Here is a 14,845-nt window from a genome sequence, read left to right on the forward strand (position 1 = left end):
GCCTGCGCGCACCACCGCAAGACCAGCGGCCATCCCCCGCATCTGACAATCACGTATAGTGGCCATATATCATCACCCTGTTCGACCAAGGCGTGTGCCGTCGATAACGGTTCGGCTGGCATCAGTATGGAAAACTGCACGTGCCGCAAAGAAGAAACCTGAAAAACTCTATTTTCGTACCCTTGAAGCTGTCTCAATTGATCGGTCTTTTCAGTTGGGTTATCAGCTGGTGTCTGAATCCGTCCATTGATCGATCACTGGATATATTCATCTGCTGCGCGCTGGCGGGGGCGACGCTGTCGATCATTGTCACGTCTAATAGCAGGAGCATGCTGGCGTGGCGCCTGTTCGGCATCATTTACATGGCATCACTGACCTTTCTGTTCAATGAACAGATCGACCGCATGGGCGTGGAAGCGTCGATGTGGGGGTTGGTTGTCACCTCCCTGCTCATCACGGGAATGAGCGTATTCTTCGTCAAGTTTATTGATTACATCGCCGCGGCTGCGCTGATCTGGTTGATCATGTGGCAAACGGACCTGACGGCCGTCGGCGTCGACCATGTACCTCTGTTTTATGTGTTCCTGATCAGCTCGACGTTACTGGGCGGCTGCCTGAATGCAACCTTCCTGAGCCTTATCATGCAGACCATGGCAGCCAGGGATCGTTATCAGGAACTGTCCGAAACCGACACCCTGACGCACGCCCCCAACCGTCGTGCACTGGTTGCCGGTCTGAATACCGCGCTGGCATCCGCTGATAAATCGTCGTTGTGGTTTGCCATGCTTGATCTGGATCACTTTAAAAGTATCAACGACACCCATGGTCACGACGTGGGTGACAATGTTCTTATCAGTTTTGCAACACTGCTGAAAAGCACAAATGGGCTCATCAGCTTCGGTCGCTTGGGTGGGGAAGAGTTTGGCGTGATCTTATCGGCGGCGAACGCCACAGACGCTATACATGCACTGGAAGGGTTATTGATGCTCGCGCAACATGATGACGCGGCTCAAGTGCCCTATTCATTCAGTGCCGGTGTGGCGAGTTTGTCGCGGGTTGAAACGATCAATGACCTGTTGAAAGAGGCCGATGAGAACCTGTATTACGCCAAGCGCAGTGGCAGAATATGTATCGCCTTTGAAGGCAGGATAGTTTCATCGAACGCTGTCAGCACGACAAAGCACAATCAAGCGACACAATCAGTTGAAAAGCCTACGCATGCCTAGCGCCCGTTTTCCCCTTCAAACATTCCCGCCCCGCCGCACCTTCGAATACCGATCGATATCCTCCCGCAATGTCCATCCCTGCCCCTGCCAATAACGTCCGGCCGCTTCATTACTCTTCATGACGTCCAGGTGACACTTGTAAATACCCAGCGCCTCCAGACACTCGAGACAGCGTTCGACCAGCTCATGGGCAATCCCCCGCCGGCGATACTCGGGCAGCACGATCAGATGCTGCAGATAACCGCGTCTTCCGTCATGCCCGCACATCACGCAGCCGCACAAGGTGCCGTCCGCCTCGGCGACGAAGCTCATGCCGGGGTTGCGTTCGAGGTAGCGAGCGGTCGCTTCGCGCGAATCGGCGTCGCGCAGGGAGATGCCTGGCGTGCTGCGCATCAGTTCGATGACCGCATCGTAGTCGTCCAGGGTCATGCTGCGAATCGTGATCATGGGCTAAGCCAGGCCTGCGGTCTCATGGGCTGAGCAGATTAGCAGAGCCGCTTGATGCCTTGATGACAGCGCTGCCAGAGTCTGCCTATCGCCCCGTAATGTTCTTTCTATTAGAAATCTTCGTGAAGAAGGCTAATCTGCATAAGCATCGGCGAAAGTCGTGCGGTTTCACCCTGATAAGGAGATAACAATGAGCTCAAGTCTGCTATGCACGTTGTGGGCTCGGCTCGCAGCAATCTGACGATCGCTGTGCCGCGTATCTGTAGGGCTGGCCTGATCGTTCACCGAGCGGCCGGCATGAACCCAGTGCTGTTGAGTTCCGTCATCATTGTCTGAGGTCCCACGAGTGGACTGGATGGCCGGATGCAAATGACAAAAAGGTGTATCAAGCATGTCAACTGAATCGAAATGCCCCTTCAACCACGCTGCCGGCGGCGGCACCACCAACCGTGACTGGTGGCCCAAGCAGCTGAACCTGAAAATTCTGCATCAGCATTCCACGCTCTCCGACCCGATGGGCGAGAATTTCGACTATGCCAAGGAGTTCAAGAGCCTTGACATCGAAGCGGTCAAACAGGACCTGCGTAACGTCATGACCCAGTCCCAGGACTGGTGGCCGGCAGACTTCGGCCACTATGGCCCGCTGTTCATCCGTATGGCCTGGCACAGCGCCGGTACTTACCGGACAGGCGATGGTCGTGGCGGTGCAGGTGCCGGTCAGCAACGTTTTGCGCCGCTCAACAGTTGGCCCGACAACGTCAGCCTGGACAAGGCTCGCCGCCTCATCTGGCCGGTCAAGCAGAAGTACGGCCGCAAGATCTCCTGGGCTGACCTGATCGTGCTGACCGGTAACGTCGCGCTCGAATCCATGGGCTTCAAGACCTTCGGTTTCTCCGGTGGTCGCGCGGATGTCTGGGAACCGGAAGAGGACGTGTACTGGGGTTCCGAGACCACCTGGCTGGGTGGTGAAGAACGCTACGGCGCGCAGAAGAAAATGCAGCAACCGGGCGACGGCACGCTGGTGGCCGAGCCGGAGAATCACGCCAACGAAGAAAGCCGTACCGCCAGTGGCGAACGCAATCTGGAAAACCCGCTTGCCGCCGTGCAGATGGGCTTGATCTACGTGAACCCTGAAGGCCCTGAAGGTGTGCCGGACCCGGTTGCTTCGGCAAGGGATATCCGTGAAACCTTCGGTCGCATGGCGATGAATGACGAAGAGACCGTGGCGCTGATCGCCGGTGGCCACGCCTTCGGCAAGACCCACGGTGCCGGCCCTGCCGACAACGTTGGTCCGGAGCCTGAAGCGGCCGGCCTGGAAGAACAGGGTCTTGGCTGGAGAAACAAATTCGGCAGCGGCAAGGGTGGCGACACCATTACCAGCGGCCTGGAAGTGACCTGGACTTCGACGCCAACCAAATGGAGCAACGAGTACCTCGAAAACCTCTTTGGCTTCGAATGGGAACTGACCAAGAGCCCGGCAGGCGCGCATCAATGGACGCCGAAGAACGGCGCAGGCGCCGGCAAGATTCCGGATGCCCACGATCCATCCAAGCGTCATGCACCAAGCATGCTGACCTCTGACCTGGCGCTGCGCTTCGATCCGGCTTACGAGCAGATCTCCCGTCGCTTCCTGAACAACCCTGAGCAACTGGCCGACGCGTTCGCCCGCGCCTGGTTCAAGCTGACTCACCGTGACATGGGCCCGCTTGCCCGCTACCTCGGCCCGGAAACACCGGCCGAAGAGCTGCTGTGGCAAGACCCGATTCCAAGCGTTGATCATGCGTTGGTGGATGATCAGGATGTGGCCACACTCAAGGCCAAGATTCTCGCTTCGGGCCTTTCGGTCTCGCAGCTGGTGTCGACGGCCTGGGCGGCAGCTTCTACCTTCCGTGGCTCGGACAAGCGCGGTGGTGCCAACGGCGGCCGTCTGCGTCTGGCTCCGCAGAAGGATTGGGCAGTCAACCAGCCTGAGCAACTGGCAGGCGTGCTGAAGACCCTTGAAGGTATTCAGAGCGAATTCAACGCAGCTCAGTCGGGCGGCAAGAAGGTTTCAATCGCCGACCTGATCGTCCTGGCCGGTAACGCAGGTGTCGAGCAGGCTGCAAAAAATGCAGGCCAGCACGTCACCGTTCCGTTCGCACCGGGCCGTGCCGATGCGTCTCAGGAGCAGACCGATGTTGAGTCGTTCAGCTTCCTCGAGCCGATCGCTGATGGTTTCCGCAATTACCAGAAGGGGCATTACAAGGTCTCGGCAGAATCGTTGCTGGTCGACAAGGCGCAACTGCTGACCCTGACGGCACCGGAGATGACTGTGCTGCTGGGCGGCCTGCGGGTCTTGAACATCAACGTCGGACAGAGCAAGCATGGCGTCTTCACTGATCAGCCGGGCACCCTGACCAACGACTTCTTCAAGAACCTGCTGGACATGGGCGTGGAGTGGAAAGCGACTGCGGGTGGCACCGATACGTTCGAAGCCCGTGACCGCAAGACTGGCGCAGTGAAATGGACCGGCACCCGTGTCGATCTGGTCTTCGGCTCGCATGCTCAACTGCGTGCGATTTCCGAAGTGTATGGCAGCTCGGATGCACACGAGAAGTTCGTCAACGACTTCGTGGCAGTCTGGACCAAGGTGATGAACCTGGACCGCTTCGACCTGGCCTGATGTATCTGATGTGCTGAGTTGAAAAAACGCCTCCCTTGCGGAGGCGTTTTTTTTTGCCGCTATCAACCAGCGAACGCTGGTTTTATCAGCGGCTCATCATGCTTGCCGCCTGCTCCGTCGCTTCGGTCGTTCTGGTCGCCAGCTTGCGGACTTCATCCGCCACAACCGCAAAGCCCCGCCCTGCCTCACCGGCGCGCGCAGCCTCGATTGCCGCATTGAGCGCCAGAAGGTTGGTCTGGCTGGCAATGCTCTGGATAGTGCCAACTATCTGGGTCAGTTGAGCGATGTTCTCTTCCAGGTTTTTCTGATGCTGTGCTTCGGTATCGCGAAGAGCGTCCTGCTCATGTTTCAAATGCACATCCACCAACGCACCGACCACCCTCAGCGGAACACCTTCGGGATTGCGCCGAGTCTGGCCGCGCGCACGGAACCAGCGGTACTCGCCGGTTTTCATCTTCAGGCGGTACTCGATATCGAACGGCGTCTTGCCAGTCCGGTCATTCAAGTGCGCACCGAATGCCGTCAGACTGCGCTCCTTGTCTTCAGGGTGCAGCCGTGACGCCCAGCTATCCAGTACGTCAGGAAACTCTTCGACCGTTTCAAAACCCAGCAGGCGCCTGAACTGGGGGGACCACCAGAAAGGATTGCGCGCATTGACCGGGGCACCGGCAATGACTTCCATGTCCCAAAGACCGTCGGAGAGCATCTCCCGAGCGAGTTCGAAGCGAGTAATGATCACATCGTGTTCAAGATCACGCTCAAGCTCATCGTGAATATCCCGAAGAGAACCGGCGACCCGCAGCGGCGTTCCGCGCGCATCCCTTAATGTTTCGCCCTGGGCATAGAACCAGCGGTAGGTGCCGTCCTTCATCGCCAGACGATTCTTGATCCGATACGGCGTGTTGCCGGAACGGTCATTCAGGTGTTTGGCAAATGCGTCCAGCGAGGCTTGTTTATCTTGAGGATGAAGCCGGTCTGCCCAGCTCGCCAGTACGTTGGGGAAGTCCCGCTCGTCATTGAAACCGAGAAGCTTGCGTAGTTGCTGCGACCACCAGAATCGATTGTTCGGGTTGACCGGATCGCCCGCGACCACCTCCATGTCCCAGAGGCCTTCACTTGACGCACGGTTGACCAGATCAAAGCGGGTTTCATAAGCGGCAGCCGAGGCAGAGGCTTCGCCCAACAGATGGCGGGCGGTTTCCAGTTCTTGCTCAAGCGCGGCAATACGTTGCTCGTCGAGGCGACGCTGGGTGCTCAGCGAGCTCCAGCATTCCAGTACCGCACTTTTTTCAGCACATCCCCCTACCGCGGGCTCAGTGCCGCCCTTGAGCGAGGAAATAAGTTGCTGAAGGGCCTTTTTGTCGCGACGGGGGCTGAACAGGTGAAGCATGCTGTGGGCTCTCAAAATAAAGTCGGATTTGCCGAGTCCCTGGCATGTCACTTCTTTATCGACATGCCGTGAGGTTTCTGTATGTCGGATTGCGATCAGATCATGGACATCCGATCCAGAATCAACTTCACGGCCTGCTGATCGGTTTGCGCCCTGCCACCGACTCCGCTACCCGGACGCGGAGCGTCCAGAACGGCATTCCCACGCTGGAGCGTGAGGAACGATAATCTTGTAACTATCGTGCCAAGGACTACTGCAACTTCACCCCCGCTGCGCAAACCTGCGCAACACCACCACACCCAGCACAGCCGACAACACCGAACCGATCAGCACGCCCACCTTGACCTCATCGACCAGTTCCGGCGCGCCCGGGAAGGCCAGTGCGCCAATGAACAGGCTCATGGTGAAGCCGATACCACACAAGGCTGCAACGCCATAAAGCTGGCCCCAGTTGCTGCCATCCGGCAAGCGCGCCAGGCCAGCGCGAATCGCCAGCGCGGCCATGGCGAATATGCCGACCTGTTTGCCGACCAGCAGTCCTAGCGCAACGCCGAGCGGGACCGGGTCCACGAGCGTGTCGGCGGTAATGCCCGACAGTGACACGCCAGCGTTGGCAAAACCAAAGATCGGTACGACGGCAAACGCCACCCACGGGTGCAGCTTTTCTTCCAGGTGCAGCAGCGGCGAGCGGGCCTCCTCATCGGGTTTGCCCAACGGGATGCACAGCGCCAGCGCGACGCCCGCGAGGGTGGCGTGGATACCGGACTGGAGCATGAAGAACCACAGCAGCGCGCCGACGATGAGGTAAGGCAGCAGTTTTTTAACACCCAGACGATTCAGCGCGAAGAGCACGGCGATGGAGCCCAGCGCTGCGAGCAGCATGGGAATGGAAAGATCGCTGGTGTAGAACAGCGCGATGATCAGCACCGCGCCGAGATCATCGAGAATCGCCAGTGCCGACAGGAAGATCTTAAGCGACAGCGGCACGCGCTTGCCCAGCAGTGACAGCACACCCAGGGCGAACGCGATATCGGTCGCTGCCGGAATGGCCCAGCCGCCGATGGTGTCTGGCCGCCCCCAGTTGAAGGCCACGTAGATCAGCGCCGGAACCAGCATGCCGCCAAGCGCCGCAAAGCCCGGCAAGGCTCTCTGGCTCCAGGAGGCAAGCTGACCGGCGAGCACCTCGCGCTTGATCTCCAGGCCGACGAGCATGAAGAAGATCGCCATCAGACCGTCGTTGATCCAGTGCGAAACCGACAAACCGGCGAACACTGCGTGCAGCGCGGCGAAGTAGCTGTCGGCCAGCGGTGAGTTGGCTACGATCAGGGCCGCCAGCGCAGCCGCCATCAGCACCAGCCCGCCAGCGGATTCAGCAGCGAAGAAACGCGTGATGAACGCCAGTGCGTTCGGGGATTCGGTAAGAGGGGTGGGTTTGTGCATGACAGCTCCGCGGGGGTACAGCGCAAAAAGGCCGCAATTTTACCACCGGCAGAACCTGTCAAAGGCCTGGTAAACCTGAGGATACAAATTAACGTTTCCCGGCCGAATAGGCATCGGAAAGCGTTGCTGAATAGCGCCTGCCGTTCAGACAGGCGCCCTGCTCATGTCACTTCTTGACCGTTTCTTCGAGCGTAAAGCGGCCCAGCGGGTTCTGGCCGAAGTGCTCGATGTTCTTGCGCGACACGCTGATGTAGGGACTGTAGTAGAGGTCGATCCAGTTGACGTCCGCCTTGGCCATTTTCTGCAGGTCGATGTACATCTGCTCACGCTTTTTCGGGTCCATCTCGACCCGTGCGGCAGCGACCAGCTCCTTGACCTTGTCGTTCTTGTAACGGGTCATGTAGTTATTGTTGGTGTCGTGGCCGAGCACGAAGGTGGTCTTCTGGTCCGGGTCGAGGATGTCGTTGGTCCAGTACATCACCGAGATGTCGTAGTCACCGGCAATCAACATGTCCCAGCTCTGGCTCGGGTCGACTTTCTGCAGCGTTGTGGTCACGCCGACCTTGGCCAGTTGCTGTTGCAGCATGACCGCGATTTGCTCGTCGACCTCGTTGCCCGCGTTGACCACGTAATTGAGTTTCAGGTCCGATGCACCGGCGTCCGCCAGCATCTGTCTGGCCTTCACCGGGTCATAAGGACGTTGCAGGTTGTCGGCGTAGTGGTACAGCGCGCCTTTGGGAATGTAGGAATTGGCCACGGTGCCCAGCCCGAAAGTGGCGGCATCGACCAGCGATTTCTTGTCGATGGCCATGTCCAGCGCCTGGCGCACTTCCGGCTTGGCCAATGCGCCATGTTCGTGGTTGATCAGCAGATGATCTTCACGGGTGGAGGGGTCGAGATGGACCACCAGATCGGGGTCCTTCTGCAGATTTGCGATGCGCGAGAACGGTATCCATATCGCAGCATCGAGCTCGCCCTTCTGGACCATGAGCGTGCGGGTGTTATCGTCCGGCACCGAGATCCACTCGACCCCGTCCAGGCTCACGCTCGGCGCCTCCCAGAAGTTGGGGTTCTTCGCCAGAATCACCCGGTCACCGCGCCGCCACTCCTTCACGGTAAATGCGCCAGAGCTGACAGGCTGCTCGGCATACGCTTCCTCGCCCATGCTCTTCATGGCTTTCTCGGAGAGAATCGACACGTTGGGCAGGGCCAGTTGCGAGAGGAACGAGGCCGAAGGATTCTTCAGCGTGATCACCAGCGTATGCGGATCTGTCGCGACGGCCTTGTCGATAATCTTGTAGGAATCGCTCCACAGCGAACCCTTGTCGTCGCGGATTCGCAGCAGGCTGAACACCGCGTCACTGGCCGTCAGGTCCGAGCCATCGGAGAATTTGGCCGGGCGCATCTTGAGCGTGTAGGTCAGCCCGTCAGGCGAGATCGACCAGCTTTCCGCCAGCCCCGGTACCAGCTTGGTGCCTTTGTCATCTACGCGGATCAGCACGTCGTAGACGTTGGAAAACACCCAGTTGTCGATGTTCTGCGCGCTTTTGATCGGGTCGAACGTGGTGCCATCCTCACGACGGCCGATGGTCAGCACGCCCGCAGCTTCGGCCACGCCCGCCGCCAGGGAACAGGCCGCCAGCATGGCGACGGTCAGCATTTTCATTGGTCGAGCTTTCATACGCATGAACTCCTTGTCGATGTCGGGACAGATGTGGTTACAGGTTGAGATCAAAAAACCGGGGCTTCCAGCACGCAGTCGTAGCGCTGCTGGCCGACATGCCGGGTCGGTGGCGCGACGCTGGAGCAGGTCGGCCTGGCGAACCGGCAACGCGGATGAAACGCGCAGCCGTCGGGCAAATTCAGGGGGCTTGGCGGCTCACCCTGCAACGGCTCGCCGAGCAAAGGACGATCCGGATCGATTTCCGGAATCGCCTGAATCAGCGCCGCGGTATAGGGGTGGCGCGGCGAAACAAAGACATCCTCGACCGGGCCTTCTTCAACGATTCTGCCCAGGTACATCACCGCCACCCGATCACACAGGCGACGCACGATGGCCAGGTCATGGGCGATGAACAGAATCGCCAGGTTCATGCGCTGGCGCAGCTCCAGCAGCAGGTTGATGATCTGCCCCTGAATCGAAACGTCCAGCGCCGCCACGCATTCGTCGGCAATGATCAGCCGTGGCTCGATGGCCAGCGCGCGAGCGATACCGACACGCTGACATTGTCCGCCGCTCAAGGCACCCGGCTTGCGTTCGGCAAATTCGGGCCGCAGACCGACCATGTCGAGCAGCTCGGTGACCCGCGCCGGAATGTCGGAAGTGGCGACCTTGCGCTGCACGGCAAGCACCTCGGCCAGCGTCGCACCGATGGTCATGCGCGGATTGAGCGAAGAGGACGGGTCCTGAAAGACCATCGCGGTTTCGCTGCGCAGGCGTTGCAGATTGATACCGCTGCCCTGGGCCATGTCGACGTCATCGAAGACGATCTGCCCGGAGGTAATGTCATTCAGGCGCAGAATGGCGCGGCCCAGCGTGCTCTTGCCGCTGCCGGACTCGCCGACCAGCCCCAGCGTTTCACCCGCGCAAATGCTCAGTGACACACCGTTGACGGCATGCACCCAACGCTTGTTGAGGCCCATGAAACCCGAGCCGGGTGCCGGGAAGCGCACCACCAGATCATTGACGTTCAGCAGTATTGGGCCGCTCATGAGACGGCCTCCCGCGATTGCACCAACGGGTAGTGACAGGCCGCCGCATGGGCAACGCCCATCGGCCGCATCAGCGGTAGCCTGTCAGGACAGTCTGCTCCTGCATGACTGCAGCGGGCATGGAAACGGCAGCCGCCGGGCAGTGCGTCGAGCAAGGGCGGCTGGCCGGGAATGGTCCGTAGCAGTTCGCTGCCCGCGCTGCTGGCGGGCTGGCATTCGATCAGACCGTGGGTGTAAGGATGACGTGCGCGGGCGAGCACATCGCGCTTGCTGCCGTGCTCACACAGGCGACCGGCGTACATCACCGCAATCGAGTCGCAGGTTTGCGCCACCACGCCGAGATCGTGGGTGATCATGATCAACGACAGCCCGTGACGATCGCGCAGGTCCAGCAACAGACGCAGGATTTGCGCCTGCACCGTCACATCCAGCGCAGTCGTCGGCTCGTCGGCAATCAGGACCTGCGGCCCACAGCCCAGTGCCACGGCAATCATCGCGCGCTGGCGCATGCCACCGGAAAACTCATGGGGGAAGTTATCCACACGGGACGCCGGATCGGGAATACCGACCTGGCGCAAAAGATCGATCGCCTGCGCCCGGGCTTCACGCTTCGATGCGCCCTGATGCAGACGAACACCTTCGGCGATCTGCTCGCCGATACGCATCAGCGGGTCCAGATGGCTGGCGGGGTTCTGGAAAATCATGCCGATCCGCCGCCCACGCATGGCACGCATTCCAGCGGCACTCAGCTTCAACAGGTCGACATCATTGAGCCGTACCGAGCCGCCACGCACGTGCAGATCCGGCGACGGCATCAATTGCATCAGCGCCCGGCAGGCCATGGTCTTGCCAGAGCCGCTTTCACCGACCAGCCCGAGGATCTCGCCCTGGTGCAGGTCGAACGACAACCGGTCGACCAGCGTCACTTCGCGGCCGCGATGGCTCGCCACCACGCTCATCTCGCTGACCTGCAGCACGGGCGTACTCATTGCCGTTCTCCCAGGGTTTCGGCGACGCCGTCCGCCAACAGGCTGAAGCCCATGGCCAAGGTCACGATGGCCAGGCCCGGAAAGGTGCAGATCCACCACGCAGAAGTGAGGAACGCCTGCCCTTCGGCGACCATGGTCCCCCACTCCGCCATCGGTGGTTGCACACCCAGGCCCAGGTAGCTGACCGATGCGCCACTGAGCAGCACCAGAACCGCGTCAGACATGGAAAACACAATCGAGCCGAACATCGCGTTGGGCAGCAGATGGCGGAACAGGATACGCAGGTGACCAAAGCCCAGGCTCTTGGCCGCCAGGGCGAAATCGCTTTCCTTGAGCACCAGGACCTGTGAGCGGATCAGCCGCGCATAAGACACCCAGCCCACCAGTGCCATGGCAATGTAGAAGCTGCCCAGGCCTGGCCCGAGAATCGCGATGATCGCCAGCATCAGCACCAGAAACGGGAATGCCAGCACGATGTCGATCACGCGCATGCACAGGTTGTCGAAACGTCCGCCGATGTAGCCCGACAAGGCGCCGACGAAGGTCCCGATCATGAACGGGAAGATCACCCCGATCACGCAGATCTGCAGATCGACGCGTGCCGCCCAGATCACTCTGGACAGAATGTCGCGACCGAAATTGTCGGTGCCGAACGGATGCGCGAGGTGCGGCGCGAGCATGCGCAGCTCGGTGTTCTGGTAGATCGGATCGTAAGGTGCCAGCCATGGCGCAAACAGCGCCAATATCAGCCACCCGCCCAATAAAGAGCCGCCCAGCAGCATCGCCAGCCGGCCATTGCGCAAACGCAGGCGCAGCCGGGAACGCCAGTGCGGACGAAGATGGGCATGGGCCACGGTCATTTGATATTCACCCGCGGGTCAATGGCCACCGTGGCCACATCGGCCAGGAAGTTCACGATCACCGTGGCACAGGCCAGCACCATGGCCACCCCCTGCACCACCATGTAATCGCGACTGAAGATGCCGCGCACCAGCAACTGACCGATGCCGGGAATCGCAAACAGACTCTCGATCACCACGGTGCCGCTGATCAGCCAGCCGATGTTCACCGCCAGCAGGTTGATCGAAGGCACCAGCGAATTGGGCAACACGTGGCGCCGAAACAGCGCACCTTCACTGAGGCCACGCGCCCGGGCCGCCGTCACATGATCGGCTTGCAGCTCCACAAGCATGCTCGCGCGCAGGTTGCGAATCAGCACCGCAGACAGGGCCAGCGCAATGGTCAGACAAGGCAGCACCAGGTGATGAACCTTGTCCAGCCAGTCGCTGCCGTAACCCGACACCGGAAACCAGCCAAGCTGCACACTGAACATCAGGATCAGCATGATGCCAAGCCAGAACGCCGGCATGCCCAGCCCGGTGGTGGTAAAGACGCGGATCAGGTTGTCGCTCCAACTGCCTTTGTTACGCGCAGCGAGCGTGGCCAGGGGCACGGCAATCAGCAGCGCCAGCAGAACGCTGCCCGACACCAGAAATACGGTGGGCTCGATCCGTGTGCTGATCAGCTTGAGTACGTCTATCTTGTACAGCAGCGATTTGCCCATATCGCCCTGCACCAGGTTTTTCATGAAATACACGTACTGTGTCCGCAGAGGCTCATCCAGACCATACTGGGCGCGGATGTTGGCCAGGGCCTGTGGTGTGGAACGCGAACCCAGCAGCATGCGCGCCGGATCGCCGGGGATCGAACGCACCAGAATGAAGGTGACCAGGCTGATGCCGAACAGCACCGGCAGCAGCTGCAGCGGACGCTGGAGAATAAAACGATAACGACCCAGATTCATCAGACGCCCCGATGCTGTGACAGAAAATTCAGCAGGACCGGAAAGTACGCCGCCGCCCCCTCTACGTAAAAGGGCAGAGCAACGTTGTAGTCGAACATTGACCATCCGTCGACTTCGATTGTTTTCAGCTCATCCGGCCTGTGTTCATAGCCCATTGCATTGCACCTCTGCGGACGACGCTCATGGCATCAACCCTATCCTGCAAGGCGAGCGCAGACAGCTAGCAATTCTTATAGGTTTTACAGGACTGGCAGCCGATTGGACGCACGCGTGGCACCGTCCTTGCTAATTGCTATATTAGAGCCCTACATCGGCTCAATGACAAAGGAGGTCATGCCATGCATATCAGGTTGTCGGATTTCAATTCGCGGCTGCAGTCTGCATCTACGCTGGATCAGCAAATGGATTGCGCGCTGCTGCTGGCATCGGATCTCGGATTCGATGCCGTGATTTACGACTACAGCCCGGTGCCAGTGTCCCATGATGGAGCACTGATCACCCCGTCGCTGCTTTCATTGCGCAATACACCTGCGGACTGGCACGCGCTTTGGTGCAGTCAGGGCTATTACCAGATCGATCCGGTGCAACACCTGGCCGTCGCCAGCGTCTCGCCCTTCGTATGGTCATACCAGCCCAGGGCCGAGACGGTGCTGAAAACCTTCATCACGGATATGCACAAGCCGGTGGTGCGCTATCTGCATGACTCACACATGACCTGTGGCGTAACGGTGCCGATCCACATGCCCAAGGGCGGTTTTGCCACGCTGACCGGGCTGTGTACGGACGGCAGCGATGTCGCCCTCGAGGACGCCCGCCAGAGCCTGGCCGAGTTTGGCCTGCTCGCTCACGCCTTTCAGGAGGTCGCCTACCCGCTGTTCGACCAGAAAATACGCTCATGCAATGCGATCAGGCTGACCCCGCGTGAGCGCGAATGCCTGAGCTGGTCTGCCGAGGGCCTGACGGCCAGGGAGATTGCCGATCAGCTCAACCGCTCTGTCGCTACGGTGACCTTGCACCTGAATTCGGCCATGCAGAAGCTGGGGGCAAAAAACCGTGTGCAGGCGGTGGTGCGTGCCGTTCACTACCGTTTACTCGACCACTGACCGGATTATCGGCCAAAACCTATCATTTTCTATAGTTATGAGGCGCAAGACGCCGCGCTATGGTGCCCCCAAACTATCCAGCAGGGACCGGCGACATGGCAGATATGACGATCAAGGAAGGTTTTGCGCCCTTTGGCGACTATCAGACGTGGTATCGCATCACAGGCGACCTGCACGGTCCCGGCACACCACTGGTCATTCTGCACGGCGGCCCCGGTTGTACGCACGATTACGTCGATGCGTTCAAGGACATCGCCAGCACTGGCCGGGCCGTTATCCATTACGACCAGTTGGGTAACGGAAAGTCGACTCGACTGCCCCATAAGGGTCGCGATTTCTGGACGGTCGATCTGTTCCTGAGCGAACTCGACAATCTGCTTGCGCACCTGAGTATCAAAAACAACTACGCATTGCTGGGCCAGTCGTGGGGCGGGATGCTGGCGGCAGAGCATGCCGTGCGCCAGCCTGCAGGGCTGAAGGCGCTGATCATCGCCAACTCCCCCGCAGACATGCTCACTTGGGTAAACGAGGCCAACCGGCTGCGCGAGGATCTGCCAGCCGACGTGCAGGCTGCGTTGCTCAAGCACGAAGAGGCGGGAACATTGAAAGACCCGGAATACCTGAAAGCCTCGCGAGCATTCTATGACCGTCATGTCTGCCGCATCACACCGTGGCCGGAAGAGGTAAAACGTACCTTCGACGCGATTGACGCCGATCCGACCGTGTACCACGCCATGAATGGTCCTACCGAGTTTCACGTCATCGGCACGATGAAGGACTGGACCATCGTTGATCGCCTGGAGCTCATCAATGTTCCTGCCTTACTGATTTCCGGGAAGTACGACGAAGCCACACCGCTGGTCGTGAAGCCCTATGTGGATAACGTCCCCGACATCAGTTGGTCTGTCTTCGAAGAGTCCAGTCATATGCCCCATGTAGAGGAGCGAATGGCCTGTATGGGATGCATCGCAGGTTTTCTGGACAAGCTGGTCGTTACGGGTAACGAGTTTGCGGCTTAACCATAAGCCCTCATTTGATCCGCCCCGGGAAGCCACGTCATTAGAGTTAATAC

11 protein-coding genes and 2 pseudogenes are annotated in these 14,845 nt (G+C 59.7%); 4 read left to right on the top strand and 9 right to left on the bottom strand.

What is annotated here, in order from left to right; translation table 11 throughout:
- Positions 1-140 precede the first annotated feature (140 nt).
- Positions 141-1,226 (top strand): GGDEF domain-containing protein, encoded by a 1,086-nt coding sequence (locus tag KUIN1_RS22015; RefSeq protein ID WP_103713606.1) that lies wholly within the window; start codon positions 141-143, stop codon positions 1,224-1,226.
- Between the two features lie 15 nt (positions 1,227-1,241).
- On the opposite strand, the gene KUIN1_RS22020 is transcribed toward KUIN1_RS22015, so the two are convergent.
- Positions 1,242-1,673 (bottom strand): GNAT family N-acetyltransferase, encoded by a 432-nt coding sequence (locus tag KUIN1_RS22020; RefSeq protein ID WP_011268889.1) that lies wholly within the window; start codon positions 1,671-1,673, stop codon positions 1,242-1,244.
- A 391-nt stretch (positions 1,674-2,064) separates the two neighbouring features.
- Here KUIN1_RS22020 and katG point away from each other — a divergent pair, with 391 nt between their 5' ends.
- Entirely contained in the window at positions 2,065-4,335 is a 2,271-nt protein-coding gene (gene katG / locus KUIN1_RS22025; protein WP_024640299.1) for a catalase/peroxidase HPI, read from the top strand.
- A gap of 91 nt (positions 4,336-4,426) precedes the next feature.
- On the opposite strand, the pseudogene KUIN1_RS28810 reads toward katG, so the two are convergent.
- The 8 genes and pseudogenes from KUIN1_RS28810 to KUIN1_RS22065 form a co-directional block, all read right to left on the bottom strand.
- Positions 4,427-4,714 (bottom strand): annotated as a pseudogene (locus tag KUIN1_RS28810) (methyl-accepting chemotaxis protein); the annotation flags it as partial.
- A pseudogene (locus tag KUIN1_RS28300) lies at positions 4,715-5,725 on the bottom strand (PAS domain-containing protein); the annotation flags it as partial.
- A 261-nt stretch (positions 5,726-5,986) separates the two neighbouring features.
- The gene (gene nhaA, locus KUIN1_RS22040; protein WP_152092302.1) at positions 5,987-7,165 is read right to left on the bottom strand and encodes a Na+/H+ antiporter NhaA; all 1,179 of its coding nucleotides are present in this window, start codon (positions 7,163-7,165) and stop codon (positions 5,987-5,989) included.
- A 166-nt stretch (positions 7,166-7,331) separates the two neighbouring features.
- Entirely contained in the window at positions 7,332-8,846 is a 1,515-nt protein-coding gene (locus KUIN1_RS22045; protein WP_024643152.1) for an ABC transporter substrate-binding protein, read from the bottom strand.
- Positions 8,847-8,896: 50 nt separating this feature from the next.
- Entirely contained in the window at positions 8,897-9,877 is a 981-nt protein-coding gene (locus tag KUIN1_RS22050; RefSeq protein WP_011268894.1) for an ABC transporter ATP-binding protein, read from the bottom strand.
- On the bottom strand, positions 9,874-10,866 hold the full coding sequence (locus tag KUIN1_RS22055; RefSeq protein WP_024652655.1) for an ABC transporter ATP-binding protein: 993 nt from the start codon (positions 10,864-10,866) through the stop codon (positions 9,874-9,876). Before KUIN1_RS22055 ends, KUIN1_RS22050 begins: the two co-directional genes overlap by 4 nt.
- Positions 10,863-11,726: an ABC transporter permease gene (locus KUIN1_RS22060; RefSeq protein WP_152092303.1), complete on the bottom strand. Its 864-nt coding sequence runs from the start codon at positions 11,724-11,726 to the stop codon at positions 10,863-10,865. Before KUIN1_RS22060 ends, KUIN1_RS22055 begins: the two co-directional genes overlap by 4 nt.
- Entirely contained in the window at positions 11,723-12,670 is a 948-nt protein-coding gene (locus tag KUIN1_RS22065; RefSeq protein ID WP_152092304.1) for an ABC transporter permease, read from the bottom strand. The genes KUIN1_RS22060 and KUIN1_RS22065 overlap by 4 nt, the downstream gene beginning before the upstream one ends.
- Positions 12,671-13,008: 338 nt before the next feature.
- On the opposite strand from KUIN1_RS22065, the gene KUIN1_RS22070 reads away from it, so the two are divergent.
- Together KUIN1_RS22070 and KUIN1_RS22075 are read left to right on the top strand one after the other, a co-directional pair.
- On the top strand, positions 13,009-13,773 hold the full coding sequence (locus KUIN1_RS22070; RefSeq protein WP_003400082.1) for a LuxR family transcriptional regulator: 765 nt from the start codon (positions 13,009-13,011) through the stop codon (positions 13,771-13,773).
- A 95-nt stretch (positions 13,774-13,868) separates the two neighbouring features.
- Positions 13,869-14,792 (top strand): proline iminopeptidase-family hydrolase, encoded by a 924-nt coding sequence (locus KUIN1_RS22075; protein ID WP_024652652.1) that lies wholly within the window; start codon positions 13,869-13,871, stop codon positions 14,790-14,792.
- Positions 14,793-14,845: the final 53 nt, after the last annotated feature.

This window comes from Pseudomonas sp. KUIN-1, assembly GCF_009176725.1.
Lineage (GTDB): Bacteria > Pseudomonadota > Gammaproteobacteria > Pseudomonadales > Pseudomonadaceae > Aquipseudomonas > Aquipseudomonas fragariae.

Excerpts from the sequence above, each read along its gene's own strand:
- KUIN1_RS22020 (WP_011268889.1), bottom strand. The coding sequence starts at position 1,673 with ATGATCACGATTCGCAGCATGACCCTGGACGACTACGATGCGGTCATC.
- katG (WP_024640299.1), top strand. The coding sequence starts at position 2,065 with ATGTCAACTGAATCGAAATGCCCCTTCAACCACGCTGCCGGCGGCGGC.
- nhaA (WP_152092302.1), bottom strand. The coding sequence starts at position 7,165 with ATGCACAAACCCACCCCTCTTACCGAATCCCCGAACGCACTGGCGTTC.
- KUIN1_RS22045 (WP_024643152.1), bottom strand. The coding sequence starts at position 8,846 with ATGAAAGCTCGACCAATGAAAATGCTGACCGTCGCCATGCTGGCGGCC.
- KUIN1_RS22050 (WP_011268894.1), bottom strand. The coding sequence starts at position 9,877 with ATGAGCGGCCCAATACTGCTGAACGTCAATGATCTGGTGGTGCGCTTC.
- KUIN1_RS22055 (WP_024652655.1), bottom strand. The coding sequence starts at position 10,866 with ATGAGTACGCCCGTGCTGCAGGTCAGCGAGATGAGCGTGGTGGCGAGC.
- KUIN1_RS22060 (WP_152092303.1), bottom strand. The coding sequence starts at position 11,726 with ATGACCGTGGCCCATGCCCATCTTCGTCCGCACTGGCGTTCCCGGCTG.
- KUIN1_RS22065 (WP_152092304.1), bottom strand. The coding sequence starts at position 12,670 with ATGAATCTGGGTCGTTATCGTTTTATTCTCCAGCGTCCGCTGCAGCTG.
- KUIN1_RS22070 (WP_003400082.1), top strand. The coding sequence starts at position 13,009 with ATGCATATCAGGTTGTCGGATTTCAATTCGCGGCTGCAGTCTGCATCT.
- KUIN1_RS22075 (WP_024652652.1), top strand. The coding sequence starts at position 13,869 with ATGGCAGATATGACGATCAAGGAAGGTTTTGCGCCCTTTGGCGACTAT.